The organism is Turicibacter sp. T129, assembly GCF_025594975.1.
Taxonomy (GTDB): Bacteria; Bacillota_I; Bacilli_A; order MOL361; family Turicibacteraceae; genus Turicibacter; species Turicibacter bilis.
This window is the reverse complement of record NZ_JAMQUU010000023.1, coordinates 23,598-48,847: the sequence shown is the minus strand read 5'-3', so window position 1 is coordinate 48,847 and position 25,250 is coordinate 23,598. Positions and strand designations below refer to the sequence as shown.

Here is a 25,250-nt window from a genome sequence, read left to right as displayed (position 1 = left end):
TTATAATGTGATTGTAGCTTTCCAGATTCCGTGTAAATTACACCAAGCGTAAACTTCAACTTCTCCTTTGAAATCTCCTAATGGGAAGATTGCTTCTGGTTTTTCAGTTGCGTTGATTGAGCGACGTAATACTAAATCTCCAGCTTTAACAGCTACAAATGGGATCCAGTGTTTTTCGATACTTGGGTGTTCAACTTCACCAACACATACTTTTAATACTCCATTTTCAGCTGATAAAACTGGCATGTGTTTTTCAACAGCAGCATTAGTTGAGTTTGGTACTAACTCTTCCATTGGTTTTCCATCACAAGTTAACGGTGCAGGTTGTCCCGCTACTACTTCAACAACTGTTTGACTTTCAGGGCAAATATAAAATTTCATTGTTATTCCTCCATTCAATTTTGAAACTCTAAATATACTTATATTATAACCATTAACTATCTCTTCTTCAAACATAATGCACTTTATTTTCCAATCTAATAGTCAGGGATTCACGAAAGTTTAAATCATGAATATATAAATCATGGTTTATTATTGGAATCACCTGTTTACTTTTATCCATTTAAATAATAAGTCACATCATATTTAGGTTTCCTTTTTTATTATAAACATTTACCTTAGAAAAAATCCAACTTCGAAATAAGAAGCTGGACTTACATCTATTTTATTAACTGTTCTCTAATTTCAATTCTTTTAATTCTATTGATTGTGCGTCATGTTTAGCTTGCAGCTTTGGCATCGTTTTAAAGTATGACCATAGTAACCAAACAGTGGCTCCTATCCATGCGAATGGACTAGCCAAACAAACCCCTTGATAACCTAATAATCCTGGTAAAGTAAAGGCGACTAATGTACGCATAATTAATTCCATGACCCCTGCAAACATTGGAACAACGGTATTCCCAATTCCTTGTAATGTAAAACGATACAAGAATAATAATCCTAAAATTGGGAAGAAAATCGAAACAGTGTTTAAATATTGTTGTGATAATGGGAGGGCATCCATATTTTCAGATGGGATAAATAATTGGACGATATAGCTACCAAATAAAACAACGATTACCCCAGCTAAAGCATTTGTAATTAAGGTAATCCATGTACATTGGCGAACTCCTTGACGAACACGTTCAATTTGTCGTGCTCCTAAGTTTTGCGCTGAATATGTTGCCATTGTCATTCCCAGTGCAATCCCTGGTTGAACAACTAACTGCTCCACTTTACTTGCTGCCGTAAAAGCTGCTACTGTTGTTGATCCAAAACTATTCACAGCAACTTGTAAAATCATTACTCCAATCGCTGTAATCGAGTATTGAAGTGCCATTGGTAATGATACAAACATTAGCTCTTTGACAAGTAATGGATCATATTTAAAGTGTTCTTTTTTCAATGCCAAAATGTCAAATTTCTTTAACATGTAGAGATAGCATAAAAAGCCGGATAGTCCTTGTGAGACAACAGTCGCAATGGCAGCTCCAGCTACTCCCATCTTAAAATTAATAATTAAGATAAGGTCTAAAACAATATTGGTAATTGATGCTAAGATTAAAAAATAAAGCGGCGTTTTACTATCTCCAAATGCACGTAATAATGAAGCTAGTAAGTTATAAACAATCGTCGCTACTAATCCCCCAAAGAAAATGATGACATATAACGAGGCCTCGTCCATAATATCGGCTGGCGTATTCATCAACTGTAAAATAGACTTAGCCCCAAGTACACAAATAATCGTTAAAACAACAGTTGCAATAGCCGATAAATAAATCGACGTTGCTGTTGCTTTTTTTATTCCTTCTTCATCATTCGCTCCATATCGTTGAGAAACAATCACTGAGAATCCATGGGTTAATCCATTAACAAATCCTTGTACTAAAAAAATTAACCCGCCTGTTGATCCAACAGCTGCTAAAGCCTGCACCCCCACAAACTGCCCAACAATCGCTGTATCAACCATACTATAAAGTTGTTGAAATAAGTTCCCAATTAAAATAGGAACCGTAAAAGCAAGAATTAACTTTGTTGCATTTCCTTTAGTCATATCCGTCATCATGACATTTATCTCTCCTTTTTAGCGTTAAAATGATTAAACTTTACACTTCAAAATTCCTTATCATCTTATCAGTCCAAGGGATGAGTGTCAATGTGATTTTGTCTTATTTTAAAACTGTCATTTTGACTCAAAAAAAGCGGATACTTTATCCGCTTTTTTATGGTTTTATGGCTTGTTCAAAGTGAAAAATCCCTTCAGGATCATACTTTCTTTTAACTGCTTTTAAAGCTTCTAAATTATCTCCATAATAGTTCTTTTCATAATCACCCGGTTGCACAATCGGGAAGTTAATGAATGATCCTCGTGTATAGGTTGCTAATACATTAAAACGTTCTAATACCCATTCATTATTAATAGCTCGGTACTTTGGATCTTCCCATACCGATTGGAAACCAAGAATAAAGGAAGCATCACGATAATAAAAAGCTGTCTCATCTTTTTCTATATCAGCAATGGCACCACCTAATCCATAGAACGTAATTGCTGTATATAATGAACCTTGTGCACGTTCATCAATTAAATCTAACATGGTTAATAATTCATCGGCACTATAATCACGATGAATAAAACGTCCACCTGAACGGTACATTTCAAACTCTGGATGGCTATCTTGAATCTCACGATTCGCTTGTAAAACAGTCATATAGTAAAAATCAAAATCAGTAGCATCTTGGAATAAGGATAGCAAGTCTTGAGCTTCTTCTTTTGAACCATAGAAAAGTCCTGTTAACTTTACGCCTTTTCCTTTCGTTTCAGAATTATACATCGCCATCTTTAAATTCAAACGACGATCTAAATTTTTAAAGAATCGTTGATAACGAAGCGCGACATCAACCACTTTGGCAAATCCAACGTGTTCATAATCAATATTGATTAATGTTGCCATTTCTATTTTTTCTGGTAAGCGATACGTTAATGACGTCACCACTCCAAAGTTTCCGCCACCGCTACCGCGAAGCGCCCAAAATAAATCTTCATGTTGATTAGCATTTGCCACGATTAATTGCCCTTCTGCAGTAATAACCTCAGCTTCAATTAATTGGTCACAGCCTAATCCAAATAATCGGCTAGAATATCCCCAGCCTCCACCAAGTGTATAGCCAGCAACTCCTACCGTTGGACACCCACCACCTGGAAAAGGATAACCCGCTCCACAAACAGCCTCATACAATTCACGATTACGAACGCCACCTTGAACTTTAACGGTTGTTTCATTTAACTCAATGCGGTTCATACAACTAACATCAATGACTAATAATTGATCCCCTGTTGAATAACCTTCATAATGATGAGTTCCTGAACGAATTCGAAATGGAACTCCGTATTGCTTTGCCCACTTGATTGCCTGAATAACATCTTGATTCTCTTGGCAGTACACAATAACTAATGGGTGTTTCTCAATCGCACGATTCCAAGATAAACAACATTCTTCATAATTAGGACTTTCCTTAGTGACAACGACTCCACTCAATGCATTAAAATCCATATTTAATACCTCTCTTTAACTATGTTATAAGATTCTAATAATCATTACTCTAATTAACGTAATTAAACTTAAAATCTATATACAAACAAAAATAAAATCTACTTTTACTACGGCAACCTAAATATTTGATAGTTATGCCGTGGGTCACCTAGCGATTTCTGAAAGAAATCTATTCCTCCACTGCTAGGGGGTTAACTTTTTGCAATGTAAAAAACTTAGATGAACTTATATATCTTTGTTAAGCATATCATAATCATATTTTTTTCTCCAATTTTATTGTTATTTTTTATCTATTTACCATCTTTTACGCTATAATCTTAGTAAAGATGTCTTAGTAATTATGAGGGGATTGTATGTCACTAAGTTATTCATTTTTAAAATTTAAGGATCAAACATTTGAAGATTTCTATTTATTATATTGTGGACATCAAGAGTGTCCATCTTCTTATTCTTTTGGACCGGCAGTTCGACCTAATTATCTCATTCATTATGTATTGAAAGGAAAAGGCTATTACTATGTGAATGAGCGTAAGTATACGATTGAGGCAAATCAAGGATTTTTAATTCGACCAAAGGAGTTAACATTTTATCAAGCGGATGAAGAGGAGCCATGGACTTATTTATGGATTGGATTTGATGGTAGTAAAGCTGAAACGTATCTAAAATATAGTGGATTGGACGAAAAGACTTATACTTTCTCTTGCAATGATTCTGATTTGTTAAAGTCTTATCTCGATCAAATGATGAGGCACGATACATTGAGCCACTATAATGAATTTTCCTTACAAGGATTATTATTTTTATTCTTTGCTGCTCTTGCCAAATCAGCTGAAATTCCATACGAAGAAGATGTAGAAATTGATAATCTCTATATTAGTAAAGCCATTGAATACATTCAAAAAAATTATCAGAACCCTATTTTAGTTGCAGATATCGCAAATTATGTTTCACTTAGTCGAACCTATTTAACAACCATTTTTCAACAAACGATGCATCTGTCACCTCAACAATTTCTACTTAAATTTCGTATTACGAAAGCTTCCGAATTATTAATGAATACGACTCTTTCAATTAATACTATTGCTCATTCTTGTGGATACACAGACCCACTTGCTTTTTCAAAAACTTTAAAAAAAGTGACTGGCTTAACGCCAACTCAATATCGGAAATCTAATACCGAAAACTATTATAAACGAGATACAGATCCTCACCAAAAAGAAAAGATGTAGAAAGTAAATCCTTCTACATCTTTTTATTATTCCGCTGTTAAAACGTAGATACGTGATTGGTAGTCTCCATTTGTCCCATCGTATGGATTTTTATTTTCACCACATGAACCATCTGATGTAATTAAACCAGCATTCATTAACTCATCACCGTAGTGAGTTGTCTCATTAATTGAAACATGGTATTTAAAGTCAGGATTTAATCCTTGTAATTTCACACGACGGAATCCAACATTCACTTCATTTAGTGGACGATAATATCCAACTAATGCTGTTTTTTGGTCTGGTGAAACCATCATCCAGCATGTTTCATTACCTTCAAACGGACTTACTAAGCGATAGAATGTTCCATTGAAGATTGTTTCCCGGTATTCTTTAAAGAATTTAATTTGTTCTTTTACTTCTTCTTTTTCTACATCTGTTAACTTATTTAAGTCTAACTCATATCCGAATGTTCCAAAGTAAGCGACATTTGCACGCGTCGATAATGGTGCATGACGATATAATTGGTGGTTCGGAATAGCTGACACGTGTGATCCCATACTGCTGATTGGGTATACCATTGATGTTCCGTATTGGATTTTTAAACGTTCAATCGCATCTGTGTCATCACTTGTCCAAGTTTGTGGTGCATAGTATAACATACCTGGATCAAAACGTGACCCTCCGCTTGCACATGATTCAAATAAAATTTCAGGGAATTTTGTCGTTAAACGATCATATAAATCATATACTCCTAAAATATATTTGTGGAATACTTTCCCTTGATCGGCAGCATTAGCTACTGCTGAGAAACATTCTGTAATGTTACGGTTCATATCCCATTTTACATACGAAATTGGAGCTTCCCCTAATACCTTTGCCATGGCTTCATAGATATAGTCTACAACTTCTTGACGTGAAAAATCTAAAACGTATTGGTTACGTCCATGACAGGCACGACGGTTTGGTGTTGTTAAAATCCAATCTGGATGGGCACGATATAAGTCACTATCTTTATTTACCATTTCTGGCTCAAACCATAATCCGAATTTGATCCCTAATTCAGTGACACGATTTGCAAGTCCCGTGATTCCGTTAGGTAACTTTTCAAAATTTTTAACGTACCAGTCACCTAATCCTACTGTATCATCTTCACGGTTACCAAACCATCCATCATCTAAGACGAATAATTCAATCCCTAAATCTTTTGCATCTTTGGCAATTGACACAATTTTATCTTCATTGAAATCGAAATATGTGGCTTCCCAGTTATTCACTAGAATTGGACGCACACGATCTCGCCAATATCCACGGCATAAACGTGTACGATATAACTCATGATAAGTTTGACTCATTCCATTTAAACCATTTTCACTATATACCATGACAACTTCTGGTGTTTGAAACTCTTCACCTTGACTTAGTACCCAGTTAAAACGATTTGGATGTAATCCCATCATTACACGAGTTGTGCCATATGTATGAACTTCTGCTTGTGCTAAGAAGTTTCCACTATAAACTAAGCTAAACCCATAAACTTCTCCATCAAATTCAGTTGTATGTGGACGTTTTAAGGCTAGAAATGGATTATAGTTTGAACTACTAGCTCCACGCATACTATACACAGCTTGGATTCCATGTTCTAATTTACGATTTTTAACATAACGCTCTCTTGACCATGCCCCTGTTAATTCAATCATTTCATAATCATAGTCTGGTAAATCAACAGATGCGCTCATCGCACTTGTTAATGTGATTTGCTCTTCTCCTAAATGTTTGAAGCGGGCATTACGAGTAATAACCGGACGTGTTTCGTAAATAGTATAAGTTAATACTAATTTAGTTTGAATTAGTTCATCTTTTAATGTAACTTCTACTGTTGTTGCTTCTTCATCAACTTCAACATATGTTGCAGGTAATTTATCTGAAAGTCTTGGTTTTCCATTATAAATACAGTGTGAAACATATTCAAAGTTTGTAATGTCACTTCCGTTTTGTTGTAAGATTTCATAGGCAGGATATTTGAAATCACCTGTTCCATAGCAAGGATACTCTTGTTTAATATGCTCCATTGAGAAGCTCATATTTCCTTCGAACGCACAGGCTGATAATGGACGTGGACGTTCTTCTAATAAATGTGCAAATGAGTCATTATGACGAATTTTTTTACCGTAGTATAATTGCCCTAATTGGTGATTTGGTAAGATATTCATGATATAGCTTACTTCATCATTGTATAAATGAAACTCTTTCGTTTGCTCGTTAAATAAAATCGGCATGGTTCCCTCTCCTTATTCTTCATTCATCTAATCTTTCAGATTGTCCTGAACATGCCTTCATTATAAACGAGGAACCGTTTTCTTACCATGTTTAGATGTTATAGATATATGGTTAAATGTATGGTCTTTTATAGTAAAATTTACTTTTTTACACAATTCCAAGCCAATATCTTTAAGAACAAAAAAAGATCCAGTTACAAAAGGTAACCGGATCAAGTTTTTGAGGTTATTAATAATTATTTGAGGGGGTAATTATTAAATACTCTTGAGGGGATAAATTACTGTTTAAAAAAAGTCTTGGCAAGGACTTTATTGTATTGTTTTACAGTTGTCTCTCTGAGACATTTTCATTATCTCACACGACTTTTTTTTAGACAAATAATATGCTTTTTATTTTTTTAAAAAATGTTCTATTGTCGTAATCACTCCAAATTCATCATTGGATGGGGCATTGAAATTACAAATAGCTTTTAAATCTTCATGGGCATTTTCCATAGCATAACTATAATAACAAGTTTGCATCATCTCATAATCATTTAAGTAATCTCCAAAAGCCATTGTCTCATCATAAGAGATATTATATTTCTTTTGGATTAGACGCATGGCTTCACCTTTATTAACCGTCGGATTCATAATATCTACCCATTGATGTCCTGATAGCGAAACTTTAAAGCTATCATTCAAATGTTTAACATGCATGTAAGTATTTATTTGCGCATCCTCTGTATCAAAAATAGCTATTTTACAAATTCTATCTCTCTTTGCAGCTTCAAGTAAATCATCCACACGTTCACAACGAGCATAATACATATCTGCATTTTCATTAAATTCTTCATGAGTATCCTCAATATAAGCTGATTCTACTCCACATAGAATTGGATAAGCATTTTTGATTTGACGAATCATTTCAATCAATTTCACAATATCTTCATATGCCATTGCATCACAGAAAATATTTTCTCCTTTATCAAAGACAAGCGCTCCATTCTCACAAATAAATGTTACTTCATCTTTTACAGACTCGAAATCTTTTAATAACGTATAGTATTGACGTCCACTAGCTACCGCAAATTTAATCTCACGTTCATGTAACTGATCAATTATATTAAACATATGTGGAGGAAACTTCTTTTCACTTGTTAATAATGTTCCATCCATGTCTGTCGCAATTAATTTAATCATTCTTATTCTCTCCTTTTTTATGAATCCTTCTCAATCAAACTGTATATCCTTTCTCTTTATACCATTTTTTTATAACGAATTGTCAATATAAATGCGACAGTTTTTACGATATTTATACATGAAATTAAAGTCTCATGCTATTTTAGAGGGAAAAACACCACAATTTAATCGTGAAATCAAAAAACCTTAGAAATGAATTTCACTTCATCTCTAAGGTTTTAATCTTATTTTTCGTCATCCATTTTTGCTTTCAATAAGATAGATAGTACAGCTTGTTTGACTTCTTCATGAATTGGCATAGCTAGTGTACGTATCATTCGTTCATTGATCGTCAAGTTCTCATCTAAAATTCCGTAGAAATATGGTTCAAACTTTTGTTTATCCGTCATTGGGATCGTTGAATCTTGAACTAGCTCAATAATTGCTTCATTCACATCATGATGATAACCATATAAATCTTCACTTGTGATGAAAACTTCAACTACATCCGTATACGAATAATTTGGTAACTCTACACTTAGTGTTGAAGTGACTTTATCGTAAGAGGCTTCTGCCTTGATGATTTCATCATTGATCTTAACGACAATATCTGCCTCTTGACTCACACCTCTAAATTTTAAACAATATTCACGCTGTGTTGGTAAAACGGATACGTCTCCCGCTACCGGTAAGATGTTAAATGTTAAATCATTTCCTTTTGCATCCACAGCAAACGTTGTAATTGCATAAGCCCCTTGTTCGTATTGACGACTTTCTCCATCATCTTCATATAAGTTAAATGAATTTTGAATTTTTCCAAAAATTAAGATATCCATCTTAGCTGGATTTTCAATGGAATTATCATCATGTTTTGCTAAAGGAATAATCGCTCCTGCTTTCGCAAATACAGGCATCTCCTCTAATTTCCCATACATCGGATAAACATTATTTCCTTTATAAGGCTCTCCTGTAAAGAAGTTAAAGTAATCTCCACTTGGTAACCAAACTTCTGTATAACTACGATTTGTCACATTTGAGCGTTTTGTTAAGTGTGGAGCCACTAATAATTCACTACCAAAGTAATACTCATTTTTATAATCATATGCTTTTTGTTCATGTGGGTGATCGTAATAAAGTGGTGTAACTAATGGAAGACCTTCCTGTTCATTTCGCCAAGCCATTGAATAAAGATACGGCACTAATTGATGACGTAGATTTAAATACTGTTTAGCCGTCTTGAATGCTTCATGAGAATGTTTCCATGGTTCACGGCGATTGAAAATCCCACTTGACGTATGCAGGCGATTAATTGGACTAAAGACTCCATATTGAACCCAACGCGCATAAAGTTCAGAATCATCTAACCCTTGCATATGTCCACCAATATCATGACTCCACCAACCGTAACCTACATTAGCAGCGGTTGCTGTAAAGTATGGCTGATATTGAAGAGATTCCCATGTTACAATCGTATCGCCTGAAAATCCAATGGGATAACGGTGTCCACCAAGACCTGGCCAACGTGAAAAAGTAAAGCCACGTTTAGATTGGTCACGTCCTAAGTCAAGATAATGTAAATGATTTAAAAAGAACAGTGGATCTAACCCTTTCATACTTGAATTTTGACCTTGTTGCCAATCTATCCACCAAAAATCTACCCCATCAGCTTCCATTGGTTGATGAACTTTATCAAAGTAAGCTTTCATAAACTTTGGACTTGAAATATCAAACTGAACGGCTTGTTCTTCCTCAACATTCACGCCCATAAATTCAGCCACATCTTTATAACAATCTTCATGGCCTCGAATTCCATCAGCTGGATGTAAATTAAGAGACGTTTTTAACTTTTTATCATGTAATTGTTTTAAAAATTGCGTTGGGTTTTTAAATAAGTCACGATTCCATGAATAACCGGTCCAGCCACTTCCGTATTTCGGATCAATGGCAACTTGATGCCAATCCATGTCAATAATACAAACCGACAATGGAATTTCCTCCGTTTCAAAGCGAGTCATTAATTTTAATAACTCTTCATCAGAATAACGCCAATAACGACTCCACCAGTTTCCAAGTGCAAAACGTGGAATTAAAGGCGTTTTTCCTGAAACTTTGGCATAATCTTTTAGACATCCTTTAAAATCTGTTCCGTATCCAAAGAAATAACAATCAACTCCTGATGCGGTGCGTGGCTGTAGCCAACCTGATTCGTTAAAAACAAGTGATTTTGAATCATCAATAATAACATAACCATCTCTTGACATTAACCCTTTTTCAAGTTGTAACATCCCGTTCACTTCATCTAATGTTCGAGCCGTTCCTTTTAAATTTTGACCTTCTTCCGTTCCATAACGCCAAATTTTACATGAATATTTTAACTCAATTGATAAAGTATCCACGCTAAAAGGTTGATTTTTCACATATCGTAAACGTAAATGTTCAGTTGATGCTTCAATGATATCTTCTGTTTCTTTAATCTTTAATGCTGGTACCTCTTGTTCACGATACCAAAACGCTTGACTGGCATGATCTTCAAAACATCCATTCTCCTCATATTCTAATCGAATTAAACGCGAGGTTAAAAAAGAAATTCGATATCGCTCTCCTTCGATGACCGCCCCTGAATTTGCCATCGGTTTAAACGTCACTTTAAACTGCTCACTAATGTACTGTTCCATTTTTACTCTCCATTCTTCATATTCAATCTCTCTCATTTAACGGCTAATACCGCCATCCCTCAAATAAATCGTTGTAGTAATAAGTCGTCACATCATCTATTTTTTATCGTTCATTAACTAATCGAATTGCAATATTTTTCTTCAATATTCCATAAAGATATTTATCAATGATGATGATTATATCAACGACTTAAGATAATAAATCCTTCTTTAAATCTTAATTTATTTATCCCCTCCGATTTCATCCTAATTAAAGTTTAATACTATACCTAATAATACCAGTTAGATCAACTTTTGAAAATAGCGCTTTCCAAAAAAATTTCCACTTAACATCTAACTTATATTATTGAGTTACAGTAGCTTTAAAAGTATTTTCTAACAATAAAAAGACATGGATGCTCGCCCTCATTCATTATCAACTAAATGAAAGGGGGGAACATCCATGTCTTAACCTCATCTTAACTTATGAAAGATAGATACAATTACTCATAAAAAATAAAATAATAATAAACTGCTTTAGGAAACTATCAACTAAAACAACTGTAAAAAGTAACGCGATGAGATGCTTTGAGTTCAATGAGTTCGTTTACAATAAATTAACATATAAAACTAAAGCTTATTTTTCTAGAGAGCTTCTTAAGAAATATAGAACTTTATCATAGTAAACCACCTGTGCAGTAAAAACATCAACAATATCCCAATATTTATTTTCATCGGCATAAGTAATAATATTATTTGTAAATGCTTTTAAATACTCAAGATTCGAAATTGTAATAGTAATCGCTTCTTGGCTAGAATAAGTACGCTTTGAGTCAATGCTATTTAAACGAGTATGGGAAGTAGCCTCTTGTAATGTTCCTTCGGGCAATGCTTCTTGAAAACGGATTTGTTCAGCGGTAATATCAATATACTCAAAAATTTGATTATAAACATCGCCCAAATAAGGATGTAAATAGATAAAACCTTCAGCAATTAAGTTCCAGTGAAGAATATGAACATTTCGCTCTGCCACAGTTAAATCTTGTAACAGTTGATTCAGTGCACGATAAAGATTTTGATCCATTTTAAATCCCTCCATCTAATCAATTAAATAACCCAATTTATCTTATGTTTAAAAGTAAATTTGGTGATTCTCAATACATTTACCCAGTTAAATGAGGGGGTTTTTTATGTGTTACACTTAATATTACAATCTGTCTTATAAAAAAAGCTATTTTGATTGTTATAATCAAAATAGCTTTCTATTTCTACTGAACTTCACGAAGTAGATGTTCGAATGTAATCTCATCAGATTGATATCCCATAACCGCTTTAAAAAAAGCTTCATTATCCTCTAGTACCCAAATTCCGTCTTGTTTATGAAGTGTTAGCTCAATATCTTGGCTGACATATTCTTTTTTAATCGATGGATCATCAATTAAATTAACTAATAAACTAATCTCAAAGTCGTCAATCTGTGCAGTTGACTGTAAATTTTGATCTTGCACAGGTTTCAATGTTTGTTTAACTAAACTAGCTTGATAATCATTAAGCATATGATCCAAATTAATATTACTTATTTGTAGAGAAACGATTGCTGTATCTCCATCAATATGACTCTCTAAAATTTTATAGTTCATGTTTGGTAACACTTTATTTAAAAGAACTGTTTCGACTGATGAATCAGTAGATAATCTAATCGCAACATTTTCTGAATCATAATGTAATGATTTATAATTATCCAATAACTCCATTACATTTCTTTGTGGAAGATAATTTTGATAAGTAGTAGTAAATAAAACAAACAATACTGCTGGTACAATAATAGCACTAATAAGTCGCACTTTTTTTTCCATATAATCTACCTCCTCAAACGGTACCTTATTAGAATTACCAACTTATCTACTTATATTCCAAATACTAAAAATATGTTATGCTTTTCCCCCTAACAAATTCTAAGAAAAATAAAAAAAGACTAGCACCCTTTAAGATAACTATATACAAACAGAAATGTTTTCTACGTTTAATACAGCAACCGAAATATGGGATGATCATGCCGTTCAAGGCAGACTATAGTCCAGCTAAAAGTTTTTACGATGTAAAAAACTTATCTGGACTTATATAGTCTATATAAATTATTTATCTTCACGAAGTAAATAAGCATTCCCATCTTGATCTTTAAATGAGAACATTTTACCATATGGCATGACTTGTAATTCGCCAACTTCTACTCCATTTTCTTTCATTTGATCATAAGCTTTTTCAATCTCTTGAGTGCTTAAAATAACATTTGGATGTCCTACATTAGCAGTTGGGTTTTGTTTTTGCATTAATTCTTTTTCATAAATAATGAATGATGTAACTGCTCCTTCGTTTGGACGAACTTCCATCCATTTAAAATTAGGTCCCATTGGTTGTTCATGACAAACGAATCCCATTTTCTCTGTCCAAAATTGCTTTGCTTCTTCTTGATTGCTTACATAGATTGTAACTTTTCCAATACAATTAATCATTATACTAACCTCCATCATTTGGAATATCTATTATTTTACCACATCCTTTTTAGAAATCCCAAACATGTGTTCTAGTCTTTGAAATTTAATTGTATCGAGTAGTGATCTTCTCCTATAATGGTTTGTTCAAAAATTGAAGTCGCATTTTCTTTGTAATCCGCCGGATCAGTCATAGCAGCGCCAAAGTGTGTCAGTAATAGTTGATCAACTTCCGCTTTTTTAGCTAAAGTTGCCGCTTCTTCAAAAGTCATATGCTTATTTTTAATGGCTTTATCAATATCTGTTAAACTTCCATATGTTCCTTCACAAATGAATAAGTCACTTTTTTGGATAAAAGGAATAATTTGATTAATTGGACGAGTATCAGTAACTACTGTCACTTGAATGCCTTTTCGTTGTTTACCTAGCACCATCTCTTTAACGTAGGTTACTCCCTCATATTCAATTATATCTTCGCCCTGTTGAAGTCGATTCCATAATAAACGAGGGACTTGATTCATTATTGCTTTCTCCACATCAAACTTTGGCCGTCTTTTAATATGAATTTTATATGCTAAGCATGGGGAAGAATGCTCCACCTCTAACGTTTCAATGACAACTTGTCCCTTCAATTCATCAGTTAATCCTTCAATAAGAGTTCGAGGATTCTCAATCACGATGATTTCATAAGGTAAATATTTAGCAATAACTCTCGCTGCTGCAACAGCTTCTTTAATTCCCTCTGGTCCAATAATATATAATAGTTGTTGACGACCACTATTTCCAATCGTACCCAATATCCCAGGAAGACCAATTATATGATCACCATGAATATGCGTAATACAAATAATATCTATTGATTTAAAACCACTATTAATTTCTCGCATTGATACTTGTGTACCTTCTCCACAGTCAATTAAAATCTTTCTTCCTTTATATTGAAGCAATATTGCTGATAAATATCGAGTTGGTAAAGGCATTCCTCCTCCACAGCCTAACAGTGTCACCTCAAGCATAGTCGCCCTCCAAAATCAATCTAAAAGTTGTTAATCATATATAGTTTCTCCTTTAAAATAAAAAAAATCCGTTTAATTCCCACATTAAACGGATTTTTAGATTCAACCAACGTACCCCTACGATGATTTAAATTTTATAAAAAGAATGAGAACAATCTCTACCCATATATAACTTATTTAAAATTCCCACCTTTTAAATAAGTCTACTTATCTAAGCTATTTACTCCCAAATTAAATAACTCAGAATTAGTCCCTGTGTACATTACCCTTTGTACATGTCTATAATACTATATAACTATAGTAAAAGAAACAAAAAAAATATCACATAAGTATGTGATATTTTGTGATATTTTTAAGAGGCAAAGAAATTATATAAAAAAAGATATTCTTCTCTTCGAAGGGATGATAACCCTTCAAATCTTTTATACATACTTGTCTTTAGCTCATATAACATTGATTCTGGAAACTTATCAATATCTACTAAGGACTTTAACTCAATAAACAATTCTTTAACTTGATGGATTTGATTTAGTTTGCAATATAAATCTAATTGTTCATCTATCCATAATAGCTTCGTACGAAGACTTTCTGACATCAGAATAGTCTCTTTCGTTTCACTATAATATTTTTGTGCTTCTTCATACTGACCTATTTCAAAGTAAATACGACCAATTAATAAAGTTGTTATGGCCTTATCTAATTGTTTAGGCCGCAACGGTAATGCTTTTTGCAAAGCCTCCAATGCTTTCTCATATTTTTGAGACTCAAGATAATTCCATCCTAAACTATGATACACATAATGAGAGAAACTAGGAAATTGATTTAGTATATCAGAATCTAATAACTCATATAAGTATTTTCTTGATTTTTCTGCACCTTCTAAACGTCTCATACATAACTCTTTAACAATCAAAGTTCCTACATATCGACCTTCTTTTAAATTATCTTTATTCTTCAATAACTCATTAACAACTTCAAGTCCTAATCGATACTCTTTCATACGATGATATGTTAGCGCTAAATAAATTTGTGCATCGCAAACTAACAGAGAATCAGGCGATAATTCTTTAGCTACTAAGAAGGCTAAACTTAAGACCAATACAGCTTCGTCATATTTTCCAATCTTTCTTAGACGCCTTCCAAATTCAAAATATAAAGACGATGGATTTAATTTAAACTTCCTCGAATTACCAATGGCACGACGATAATGATATGCCATCATTGAATAATCTTGGGCTTTAAAATAATATTCACCCATTCGCTCATCAATAAATATCATATACTCGCCTAATGAATATTTTTCAACAATTAGCATAAGTTCTTCATACCTTTGGGGTAATGTTTCTGAATTCAATTGTTGATCTAACCAACGGCTAACTTGTAGTTCAATAGGTAAACAAAATTCTTCAAAGGTATAAAAAGATTCTATTTCACCGTTCGTTAAATTGATGAAAGCATCATAGATATCCCTTAGCGTCTGCTCTGGTGCTTGACGCTTATTTGTTTCAATCATGCTCAAATAATGTTGCGTAATCCCAAAATTACGAAAGCTCCCCTGTTTCAAATTAAATTGTTGTCTAGCTTGACGTATTTTTTCTCCAACTGTTAAGAACAACGAATTCACTCCTAAACTATTTAATTTTTCACTAGGTCGTTTCTATATCATTAATAAAAATAACATACTTTCTAAATTTTTACCAACAATTATTCTTATATTTCCCCTTTATTAGACCATATAATCATTAAAATTAAAAACTATAATAATTACTATTTACTCTTTATAAAAAAGATTCATCATTTTAAGATGAATCTTTTTGGTTAGTTTTGACCCTGTCCAGCAGCTTGAGCATATTTTTGTTTAACTTGATCAATTTGTTGTTGCTCAGCAGATTGTGTCGGATACCAACCCTTTTGTGCCATTAAGTTATAAATTTCATTTTGCATACATAATGTATCATTTAAAACTTTTTCGAATGTTGAATGAACATTTAATGTTGATGACTCAATTGTTCCGTGTAAATAAAGGTCAGCTGCACCCTTTACGACTAAAAGTACATCTTCCATTAAATCACGATCGTTCATACTAATCCCTCCTTACTGATTTAATAGTTGATAAAATTGATCAAAGATCATTTTATGTTTATTAGCTAAACGCTCTACTACTACTTTTAACTCTTCATCTTGAATTTGAGTCGCACATTGACGACATTTTTTCTCCATATGCTGAGCATGTCCTAACGCATCTTGAATATATAAAAGTTCTTTTGGACTCATTGTTTCACCTCCTCATGGATTATCTTTAGTATTTATCAAATAACTCTAGTTATACGCGATAAAATCATTGTCTTTCAATAACACCTTAGATTCTCCTCGCATAACATAAAATATAAGTATCTTTAATTTTTAACAATCGTAATAAGGAGGAAATTTATATGTTATCGTCTGATCAATCAAATCACAATCAAGCAATTAATAATTTGATTGCCTCTATCGCTTTACAAGAATCCTTTTTTTCAGATGTCATTTACAATGAATCACAACGATTAAATAATATCGTTAATTCCCAGGGGATAACCCCAGATGAGTTATACAATGCAAAACTTTGCTTAGATGAGATTTCTCAAGCAATTTCGGGACTTGAACGAATTTTACAAGCTAAAATCGAATTTTTTGAATCAGAATTTTCACAATGAAAAAAACCTCCAATATGGAGGTTTTATTATTTAAAAATATGCTTTTCTTTTAACTTCGCCACTGAATGAATTAATGACTCTTTTGTCTTAACCTCGATTAAAACACTTGCCTGATTTTCACTCGCTATTTGTAATTTTTCATTTAAATCAACTTCTCCTGTATAAAGTTCTAAGTGATCATTTCTCTCTTTTGCGTCATGAAGATGAATATGCTTAATAGATGAACGATGATTTAACATAAATTCTCGATCCGCGTGTGATGAAATATAATCATGACCCACATCCCATGTTAAACAAAAACGCCCGCTTTTAAGCAATTGATTGACAGCTGTTTGAATGTGAGGCCGATGTAACAAACCGGTATTCTCAATTGAGATATGAACGCCTGTTCCCCCTAGCCAAATATCAATCAATTCTAGACTAGATTTAATATTTGATAAATATTGCTGTTGATATTTACCGTATAACTCAATTTTTTCTGTTGGAAGTGTAAAATGAACGCCTGGATTCATATGAATATTTAAAATTTTACATCCTAAGCGATCAGCAACCCCAATCGCCTCCTCTAAAACTTTCAAATGGGCTTCACGGACATGACGATTAAAATGTCCTAAGTCTAAATCTTCAGGTAAATGCAAAGTAAACTTGATCCCATACTGATCTTTCAATAAGTTTAGATAATGAACATTCATCGTTTCAGGTTGGCACGATGGTAAATTACAATTTAACTCAATAAAATCAAGCCCCAACTGTGAGCAAAGTCGAACATTTTCTTCAACCGAGTTTAACTCGATGAGTTGGGGCATACCATAACTCACCCTTTGCATAAGATAGCTCCCCTCCTTTATACCTCCTTAATAGGGTACTTTATCTTCTTTTTGATACCAAATTTTAAAAGCTTCTAGCGCTTCATCTCTTAATAATTCTTCAAGAATAATAGGTGGTTCAGTTAGTGATTTATTTTTTAAATAATGATAAATAAATTCATCTGCGAATCCTATTTCTTTCGCGTCATGAACATTACATCCGTAATAGACCTTTTTAATTCCTGCCCACATAATAGCAGATAAACACATCGGACAGGGCTCTGATGAGGTCACTAAAATACAATCACTTAAATCAAATCTTTGTAGTTTTTGTGAAGCTTGACGAATCGCATTGATTTCAGCATGTGCCGTTGGATCATTTGTTGTTATGACCGTATTATGAGCGACTGCTATCAGTTCGCCATCTTTTAAAATAACGGCACCAAATGGACCTCCTTCACCTTTATTAACGCCGTTCACCGCCTCTTGAATACATAATCTCATAATATTTTTCATCATTTTCTCTGTTCCTTTGATACATAGACATCTATATTTATCGAAAGTTGTCACTAGTAGCCCTTTAAAAGTTAACGATTCACTTATTCAGCTCATTTAAAAGAGTTTATTTCCCTTTCGTCAATCATCAAGGAACAGCCCCTCCCCTCTCTTTGTTATCTTATATAATGAAAATAAAGCTCCATTATTTTCAATCCCATCAAATCTTCCAATATCTATCACTGTATTTATTGCCCTATATTAAATATATACACATAACTCCAATTTTAGACTAACCAAATCAAATAAAAAAAGGCTGTGAATAGATTCTCTATTCACAGCCTTTAAGCTAATGAGTTAAAAATTATAATTTAACGATGTTAGCTGCTTGAGGTCCACGGTCACCTTCAACGATTTCGAAAGAAACTTTTTGACCTTCTTCTAAAGTTTTGAATCCTTCACCTTGGATAGCTGAGAAGTGAGCGAATACATCGTTTCCACCTTCAACAGTGATGAATCCGAAACCTTTTTCTGAGTTAAACCATTTTACTGTACCTGTAGTCATAGTCAAGTACCTCCTGAGATATTTTATTTCTTAATGCCATATTTCAAAAAATTTCAATCAATGTTCGAGTTCAACACTACCACAGTGGTTCAAATTTAAATAAAAAAAGACTATTAAGTTAAATTAATTGTATCATACACAGAAAAAATAAGCAATCTAAAAAGATTTCCTCAACAATAAAGCGACCGTCATTTTTCGACAACGGTCGCTTTTAATTAATCTCTTATCCACTTTATATATTCTATATATTATATGTCCATTCAACTGATTGGTACCTATAACACTCACAAGCTTAATCTTAAGATTGCCCTGATTCTTGTTGATCTAACTCTTTAAACGTTGCTCTTAAAAGAATAGTTGACATCAGTAAAGTAATTAGATCACTAATAGGTTGAGCAAAGAAAATCCCTTCTACTCCAAAGAAAATTGGTAATATAATAATAAATGGAACTAAAGCAATCACTTGTCTTACAAGCGTTAAAATAATAGAAGGTTTAGCTTTTCCAATCGCTTGGAAAAAGGTGATGCATAAGAGCACAAATCCCACAATCGGAATCAAACTAAAGTTCACTCTCAAGGCTGTTACCCCTAAAGACATTAAATCTTCATTTTGTCCACCACCAAATAAATAAACAAGCTGAGATGGGAACAGTTGAACCAGTATCCAAATAATCGTTGTAATAACGATGGAAATTAAGCACCCTGTTTTCATCATATATTTGACACGAGGATATAATTTAGCTCCATAACAACATCCTAGAATCGGTTGCATCCCTTGACTTAGTCCACTCGCTGGCATAAGAACGAAAGTCATAATACTTGAGATAATCGCGTAAACAGAAATGGCTAAATCTCCGCCATACTTTCCAAGATACACATTATAAATTAAACTAATGAATCCAAAGGCAAACTGTGCAATGAATAAAGCAACCCCTAATTTCGTAATTTCTTGAATGATTGACGGATCTAATTTAAAATCATTTTTTTTCGGCTTTAAAATCGTCTTTCTTCCAAAGATGACCCATAATCCAATTAAAGTCGAGATAACTTGTCCAATGACCGTTGCTAATGCAGCGCCTTGAACACCCCATCCAAAACCAATAACGAAAATCGCATCTAGAATAATATTAACAATCGCGCCACTTCCAGTAATCAATAAGGCTAAAAAAACTTTTCCTGAAACACGAGTAAAATCATTCAATACAAATGTTAATCCTTGAAAAACAGACCCAAAGACAACAATGTCATAGTATTGTTTAGCCATTGGGTACACAACATCACTTGCACCAAGTAGTCGTAAAAATTTTTGACCTATTAAAAGTAATAAAACAGTCACAACTAATTCTAAGATTAACACATAGCTAAAGGCATTTCCAAATGCTCGATTTGCCCCTTCCATATCTTTTTCTCCAAGTTTTAAAGCAAACAATGTTCCACCACCGGCACTTGCTAAAAGTCCAATTCCAATCATAATAAAAGTTATCGGAAAACAAACTGATAAGGCGGCTAAACCTAAATCTCCAACATAATTTCCAACAAACATTCGATCGACAATGTTATAAATCGCACTAATCAATAATGCAATAATAGCTGGTGTAGAATAAGTCATAATAAGAGGAAATGCTTTACTTTCCTCCATCGGATTATTCATTACCTTCATTTTTATTTCTCCCCAAATTTAATTGAAGCTTGCTTCATTTCTTTTGATATTTCCTTCATGGTTTCAATCGTTAATTGACAACGTTCAGCTCCAACCTTCTCAATCAATTGATCCAAGTGCTGATGATAATTCATCACATAATGTGTCAATGTCTCCTTCCCTCTTTCCGTTAAGTCAACTTGAACAATACGTTTGTCTTTTAGAGATGGACATTTAGTTACCATGTTCATTTCCTGAAGCTCATTCACCAATTTCGTAATATTAGGTGAACTAATCTTTAATCGCTTACTTATATCAGTTACTTTGACTTCCTCCTGAGTGACTTTTAACTTTTCAATCATTTGTAAAACTTGCAAATGACTTTTTCGAAGAGTTCCTGGTAACGTTGGTAAATACTCAACAATTTTTTTAGCTTCGAAAAACATATCAACTAAATCACTGATTAACTGTTCATTTCTCATCAAGTTTCTCCTATTTTATTTAATCTAAATATATATGTAACATATATATTTTATATAATTAATTACTAGATTTGTCAATTTCAAAGATTTTTGTCATTATTTCGTTTGCTTGTGTTATACTTTCCGTGAGGTGTTAAATATGGATTTTAATAAATTATTAAATGTAAGTACTCAATTAGGAAAAATGCTTCTTGAAAATGGAGCTGAAATATATCGCGTCGAAGAATCGATTCAACGGATGGGACTAGCTTACGGTGCTAAAGAGGTCGATGTCTACGCTGTCCCAACGACCATTATTATCACGATTACAACGCCAGAAAATATTAATATTACAAAGACAAAAAGGATTCATGATCGCTCAACTAACTTAGATAAAGTTGAACGATTAAACAATTTATGTCGACAAATCTGTCAAACAACACCAGAGTTGAAATTAGTTAAAGAAGAATTAGAGGTCATTGCAAATCGTCCTATTTATAGCTTCAGAGTTCAATTATTAGCCTACGCCATCACGTGCTCAACTTTTACCCTCTTTTTCGGTGGAACACTTCTGGACGCTTGTTGTGCACTTTTAATTGGACCGCTCATTAAGATTGTTTCATCTCATCTGAGTCGATTCCGAACAAATCCATTTTTCATTACCATCTTGTGTAGTTTAATGTGCGCTTTTTTAACAACATTTGCTTGTGATCTTGGAATAGGACAACAAGTGGATAAGATTATTATCGGTCTTGTCATGACATTAGTTCCGGGAGTAGCGATTACTAATTCAGTTCGTGACGTCATTGCAGGTGACTTTATTGCTGGCCAAACAAAAATGACAGAAGCGTTACTAACAGCTACCTCTATTGCACTCGGAACTGGGATCGCTTTATCTTTAGCATCATACTTCTAGGAGGAATTCGATGAAAATCTTGCTATCTTGTTTATATTCATTCGTAGCTACGATTGGTTTTTGTGTCATCTTTAATATTCGTGGAAAAATGGTCTTCTTTGCCTCATTTGGTGCAGCTTTAGGGTGGCTTGCGTTTGAGCTATCAGCATTTTTTGGAACTGATTTAAGTCAATATTTCATCGCAACCGTTGTAATTGCTCTTTATGCTGAAATTATGGCTCGTCTGCATAAAGTACCTGTCACAGTTTACTTAATTGCTGCTTTAATTCCTCTCGTTCCTGGTAGCGGAATTTATTATACAATGGAACACTTTATTGATGGAAACATTGACGCCTTTTTATCCACATTTGTCCACACGATTGCTATTGCAGGATGTTTAGCCTTTGGTATTCTACTCGTATCATCACTCGTTCGTCTAACTAATCGAATCAAATTAGATAAAAACAAAAGAAAAGTCGCTCGTTAATTTAACGGCGACTTTTTTCTATTTAATATAACCTTTAGCTACACACTCTTCAACAACATGATGAATTAAATCTTTAAAGGCTTGTGGTCCTTTTTCAAGCGTAATTTGATTTCTTTTATAAACTTGCTCCACAGAAATTTCATGCTGTGCCCAAGTTCCACCCTCATTCACATAATTCATAATTAATGGCTGTAGTCGATCAAGCATAGCTGCATATTCAGCTTCAGGTGTTTCACATGCTTCAAACTCTTCCCATAAAATACGCAACTCTTGACCTTGATCAGTTTCTAATAAACCAAAAATTTTATCTGCTGATGCTTGTTCACGTGCTTCTTTATCCTGCATTCCCTCTTCATCGAAGCAAAAGGTATCACCTGCGTAAATTTCAACTAAATCGTGAATTAACACCATCTTTATCACTTTTAAAAGGTCAACATTTTCATCCACATACTCTACAAATAAAAATGCCATGATTGCTAAGCTCCATGAATGTTCTGCGTCATTTTCACGACGAGATCCGTCTGCAATCGAAGTCATACGTAAAATATTTTTAACCTTATCAATCTCCAAAAAGAAATCTAACTGCTTCTTAAAACGGTCGGTCATCATATAAATCCTCCTTTTATTTTAATTATTATAACACAATAATTACTGAAGCTATTGAGAGAATTTACAATCTGTTATTTGCTTTATTGATAAGAACTAAAGCTAAAACAATTGATTCCAATTAAATAATTCAAATAGGTAACGTAATTATAACCCGTGCTCCACCTGTTAGCGTATTAGTTAATTTCATCGATCCATCATGTAAATCAATAATGCGTTTACTAATATATAGTCCTAATCCACTACCTCCATCTTTAGTTCGTGCTTTATTTCCTCGGTAAAACTTGTTGATCCCATATTTTAAATCATAATCAGAGAACCCCTCTCCTTCATCAATTACTTCAACATACAAATTATAATCATCTGAATCAAGATGAATTGTAATAGTAGATGAATGTGGAGCATATCTAAAAGCATTCATCACAAGATTATCAAGGACACGTGCTATTTGATTTCGATCTATTTCTACTTGTAAACAAGGATTAATATCTTTTAAATTGAGCGTTAAATTTATATTCCGCTGTTTAGCTAATCCTTCATATAAGCTTACTTGACTTAAGAAAAAGTCTTTCACTAGGACACCTTCTTTTGTCAATTTAAAGTCAACTTGTTCAACTTGAGATAATAGATTTAAATCTTCCACTAACAGTATCGCCCGAGATGTAGCTCCTTCTAACACATTTAAATATTTAACACATCGATCTTCATAACGATAAGCTCCGTCTTGAAGCATTTCAACATGACCTTTTATGACCGTTAATGGACTTCTTAAATCATGAGCTAAAGAACTAATTAACTCCTTTTGTTGTTGCTCAATCTTCCATTGTTCATTTAATGACTCTTTTAATGTTTGGCGCATTTGTTCAAATGAAACAATAACATCTTGGAATTCATTTCGATAGTCATAAGAAAGCTCAAACTCTAAATTATTATTGTTAATGTTTTTAGCGGCCCATGTAAGCTTTCGTATAGGAACTAAAATATTGATTCTAAGTTTACGACCAAATAACCACATATAAAAGCCTAAGAACAAAAATGGAAGAGATAAGAAACATAAAGAAAAGAAACTATAAATCAATGAGTTATTTTGGATTGAAATCATTCGGATTGGATACGTGATGATGATGCATCCACCTAGCTCGTCCGTACTTGTTAACAATGGAATATAGTGCTTCGTATTATTATAAAAATCAATGTCACGAGTATTTATTTTTAAAAGTAATTGTTGTTTTGTCCATTCCTTAACTTCACTATTTCCATAACTTTCATTCTTTTCAAAATTAATAACCTGATATGTCACATCTTCAAAGTCGAGCAATTGATTTAACTCTTCTTCTCCATGTCCATTTAACAATTCACTCGAATGATGATTTACATAATCAATCCATTTAGGAAGTTGCTGATCATAATAGTTCGCTGGGTAAAGAAAATGAAGTGCAATAACAAAAATAATAAACCAACCAGCAATAGTACTAATAAATGTACAGCTAATAATGGCAAGAAAGCTTAAATTAATTTGTTTTGATAACGAATATTTTTTAAACAATATTAAAACTTCCCTTCTTGATCCTCACTCCACTTATAGCCAATTCCCCATACCGTTTTTAAATAATTAAAGTGTTGGTCTACTTTTAAAAATTTAGCTCTTATTTTTTTAACGTGTTCCGCAATCGTTTGTGAATCCCCTTCTGCCTCTAATCCCCAAATTTTCTCATAAATTTTTTCTTTTGAAAAAACTTGGTTTCGATTAAGTGCTAATAATTCGATAATTTCATATTCTCGCTTTGTAAATGAAATCAACTCTTCCTTATATAAAATTTCTTTACTTTTTAAATTAATTTTAATATCTTGAAACATTAAATAGCTTGGTTCAACTTCTGAACGACGATTCACTTGACGAAGATGAGCAGTAATTCTTGCTTTTAATTCTCTTAAACTAAATGGCTTCTTAATGTAGTCATCTCCTCCTATCGCTAACCCTTCAATCAAATCTGATTCTAAAACTTTAGCCGTTAAAAATAAAATAGGACATGTCACAGAGTCTCGAATAGCTTTGCATAACTCAAACCCATTCTGTCCAGGCATCATGACATCTAAAATGATTAAATCAGGATGCTGTTTTAATTGCTTGATAGCTTCGCTACTATTTTGAGCTCGATAAACAAGATAGCCCTCATCACTTAAAGCATCATATAACATCTGTAAAATTTCTAAATCATCATCAACGACTAATAGCTTTTGACTCATTGTTCTCCCTCTT

The 25,250-nt window shown here is 33.2% G+C and carries 25 protein-coding genes; 4 read left to right on the top strand and 21 right to left on the bottom strand.

Features of this window, described 5'->3' with window-relative positions:
- The 3 genes from NEH75_RS05050 to NEH75_RS05040 form a co-directional block, all read right to left on the bottom strand.
- A complete protein-coding gene (locus NEH75_RS05050; protein ID WP_055241815.1) occupies positions 1-381 on the bottom strand; it encodes a desulfoferrodoxin family protein in 381 nt (126 codons plus the stop codon).
- A 286-nt stretch (positions 382-667) separates the two neighbouring features.
- On the bottom strand, positions 668-2,047 hold the full coding sequence (locus NEH75_RS05045; RefSeq protein ID WP_055305425.1) for an MATE family efflux transporter: 1,380 nt from the start codon (positions 2,045-2,047) through the stop codon (positions 668-670).
- 157 nt (positions 2,048-2,204) lie between these two features.
- The gene (locus NEH75_RS05040) at positions 2,205-3,533 is read right to left on the bottom strand and encodes an FAD-binding oxidoreductase (RefSeq protein WP_262941416.1); all 1,329 of its coding nucleotides are present in this window, start codon (positions 3,531-3,533) and stop codon (positions 2,205-2,207) included.
- A 353-nt stretch (positions 3,534-3,886) separates the two neighbouring features.
- On the opposite strand from NEH75_RS05040, the gene NEH75_RS05035 reads away from it, so the two are divergent.
- Positions 3,887-4,762, top strand: a complete 876-nt coding sequence (locus NEH75_RS05035) for an AraC family transcriptional regulator (protein ID WP_262948602.1) — start codon at positions 3,887-3,889, stop codon at positions 4,760-4,762.
- A 26-nt stretch (positions 4,763-4,788) separates the two neighbouring features.
- On the opposite strand, the gene NEH75_RS05030 is transcribed toward NEH75_RS05035, so the two are convergent.
- The 10 genes from NEH75_RS05030 to NEH75_RS04985 form a co-directional block, all read right to left on the bottom strand.
- Complete coding sequence (locus tag NEH75_RS05030; protein WP_055277393.1) at positions 4,789-7,020, bottom strand: alpha-galactosidase; 2,232 nt, start codon at positions 7,018-7,020, stop codon at positions 4,789-4,791.
- Positions 7,021-7,410: 390 nt separating this feature from the next.
- Positions 7,411-8,202, bottom strand: a complete 792-nt coding sequence (locus NEH75_RS05025; RefSeq protein WP_070099787.1) for an HAD family hydrolase — start codon at positions 8,200-8,202, stop codon at positions 7,411-7,413.
- 224 nt (positions 8,203-8,426) lie between these two features.
- Positions 8,427-10,856: a glycoside hydrolase family 31 protein gene (locus tag NEH75_RS05020; protein WP_055305428.1), complete on the bottom strand. Its 2,430-nt coding sequence runs from the start codon at positions 10,854-10,856 to the stop codon at positions 8,427-8,429.
- A gap of 616 nt (positions 10,857-11,472) precedes the next feature.
- Positions 11,473-11,919, bottom strand: a complete 447-nt coding sequence (locus tag NEH75_RS05015; RefSeq protein WP_055241829.1) for a Dps family protein — start codon at positions 11,917-11,919, stop codon at positions 11,473-11,475.
- A gap of 184 nt (positions 11,920-12,103) precedes the next feature.
- A complete protein-coding gene (locus tag NEH75_RS05010; protein ID WP_055241831.1) occupies positions 12,104-12,691 on the bottom strand; it encodes a hypothetical protein in 588 nt (195 codons plus the stop codon).
- Between the two features lie 279 nt (positions 12,692-12,970).
- Positions 12,971-13,348, bottom strand: coding sequence for a VOC family protein (locus tag NEH75_RS05005; RefSeq protein ID WP_055305429.1), 378 nt, complete (start codon positions 13,346-13,348; stop codon positions 12,971-12,973).
- A gap of 71 nt (positions 13,349-13,419) precedes the next feature.
- A complete protein-coding gene (locus NEH75_RS05000; RefSeq protein ID WP_055305430.1) occupies positions 13,420-14,343 on the bottom strand; it encodes a ribonuclease Z in 924 nt (307 codons plus the stop codon).
- Between the two features lie 352 nt (positions 14,344-14,695).
- Positions 14,696-15,958, bottom strand: coding sequence for a tetratricopeptide repeat protein (locus NEH75_RS04995; RefSeq protein WP_055305431.1), 1,263 nt, complete (start codon positions 15,956-15,958; stop codon positions 14,696-14,698).
- 203 nt (positions 15,959-16,161) lie between these two features.
- Positions 16,162-16,425 (bottom strand): spore coat protein, encoded by a 264-nt coding sequence (locus NEH75_RS04990; RefSeq protein WP_055241839.1) that lies wholly within the window; start codon positions 16,423-16,425, stop codon positions 16,162-16,164.
- Between the two features lie 12 nt (positions 16,426-16,437).
- Positions 16,438-16,617, bottom strand: a complete 180-nt coding sequence (locus NEH75_RS04985; RefSeq protein WP_055277181.1) for a hypothetical protein — start codon at positions 16,615-16,617, stop codon at positions 16,438-16,440.
- 158 nt (positions 16,618-16,775) lie between these two features.
- Between NEH75_RS04985 and NEH75_RS04980 the strand changes: the two genes are divergently transcribed.
- Positions 16,776-17,036 (top strand): hypothetical protein, encoded by a 261-nt coding sequence (locus NEH75_RS04980; protein WP_055277182.1) that lies wholly within the window; start codon positions 16,776-16,778, stop codon positions 17,034-17,036.
- Between the two features lie 26 nt (positions 17,037-17,062).
- On the opposite strand, the gene NEH75_RS04975 is transcribed toward NEH75_RS04980, so the two are convergent.
- From NEH75_RS04975 to NEH75_RS04955, 5 genes are all read right to left on the bottom strand, one after another.
- Positions 17,063-17,863, bottom strand: coding sequence for a sugar phosphate isomerase/epimerase family protein (locus tag NEH75_RS04975; RefSeq protein WP_055305432.1), 801 nt, complete (start codon positions 17,861-17,863; stop codon positions 17,063-17,065).
- Between the two features lie 27 nt (positions 17,864-17,890).
- On the bottom strand, positions 17,891-18,361 hold the full coding sequence (locus NEH75_RS04970) for a nucleoside deaminase (protein ID WP_172676269.1): 471 nt from the start codon (positions 18,359-18,361) through the stop codon (positions 17,891-17,893).
- A gap of 340 nt (positions 18,362-18,701) precedes the next feature.
- Complete coding sequence (locus NEH75_RS04965) at positions 18,702-18,902, bottom strand: cold-shock protein (RefSeq protein ID WP_055241847.1); 201 nt, start codon at positions 18,900-18,902, stop codon at positions 18,702-18,704.
- A 298-nt stretch (positions 18,903-19,200) separates the two neighbouring features.
- Positions 19,201-20,562 (bottom strand): MATE family efflux transporter, encoded by a 1,362-nt coding sequence (locus NEH75_RS04960; RefSeq protein WP_055305433.1) that lies wholly within the window; start codon positions 20,560-20,562, stop codon positions 19,201-19,203.
- Between the two features lie 2 nt (positions 20,563-20,564).
- The gene (locus tag NEH75_RS04955) at positions 20,565-21,023 is read right to left on the bottom strand and encodes a MarR family winged helix-turn-helix transcriptional regulator (RefSeq protein ID WP_055305434.1); all 459 of its coding nucleotides are present in this window, start codon (positions 21,021-21,023) and stop codon (positions 20,565-20,567) included.
- 139 nt (positions 21,024-21,162) lie between these two features.
- On the opposite strand from NEH75_RS04955, the gene NEH75_RS04950 reads away from it, so the two are divergent.
- Entirely contained in the window at positions 21,163-21,918 is a 756-nt protein-coding gene (locus tag NEH75_RS04950) for a threonine/serine exporter ThrE family protein (RefSeq protein ID WP_055241852.1), read from the top strand.
- A gap of 10 nt (positions 21,919-21,928) precedes the next feature.
- Positions 21,929-22,384: a threonine/serine exporter family protein gene (locus NEH75_RS04945; RefSeq protein WP_055277194.1), complete on the top strand. Its 456-nt coding sequence runs from the start codon at positions 21,929-21,931 to the stop codon at positions 22,382-22,384.
- Positions 22,385-22,402: 18 nt separating this feature from the next.
- On the opposite strand, the gene NEH75_RS04940 is transcribed toward NEH75_RS04945, so the two are convergent.
- The 3 genes from NEH75_RS04940 to NEH75_RS04930 form a co-directional block, all read right to left on the bottom strand.
- Complete coding sequence (locus NEH75_RS04940) at positions 22,403-22,993, bottom strand: HD domain-containing protein (protein ID WP_055305435.1); 591 nt, start codon at positions 22,991-22,993, stop codon at positions 22,403-22,405.
- Positions 22,994-23,120: 127 nt separating this feature from the next.
- Positions 23,121-24,536: a sensor histidine kinase gene (locus NEH75_RS04935; protein ID WP_055305436.1), complete on the bottom strand. Its 1,416-nt coding sequence runs from the start codon at positions 24,534-24,536 to the stop codon at positions 23,121-23,123.
- Positions 24,537-24,538: 2 nt separating this feature from the next.
- Positions 24,539-25,237, bottom strand: a complete 699-nt coding sequence (locus tag NEH75_RS04930; RefSeq protein WP_055305437.1) for a response regulator transcription factor — start codon at positions 25,235-25,237, stop codon at positions 24,539-24,541.
- Positions 25,238-25,250 lie beyond the last annotated feature (13 nt).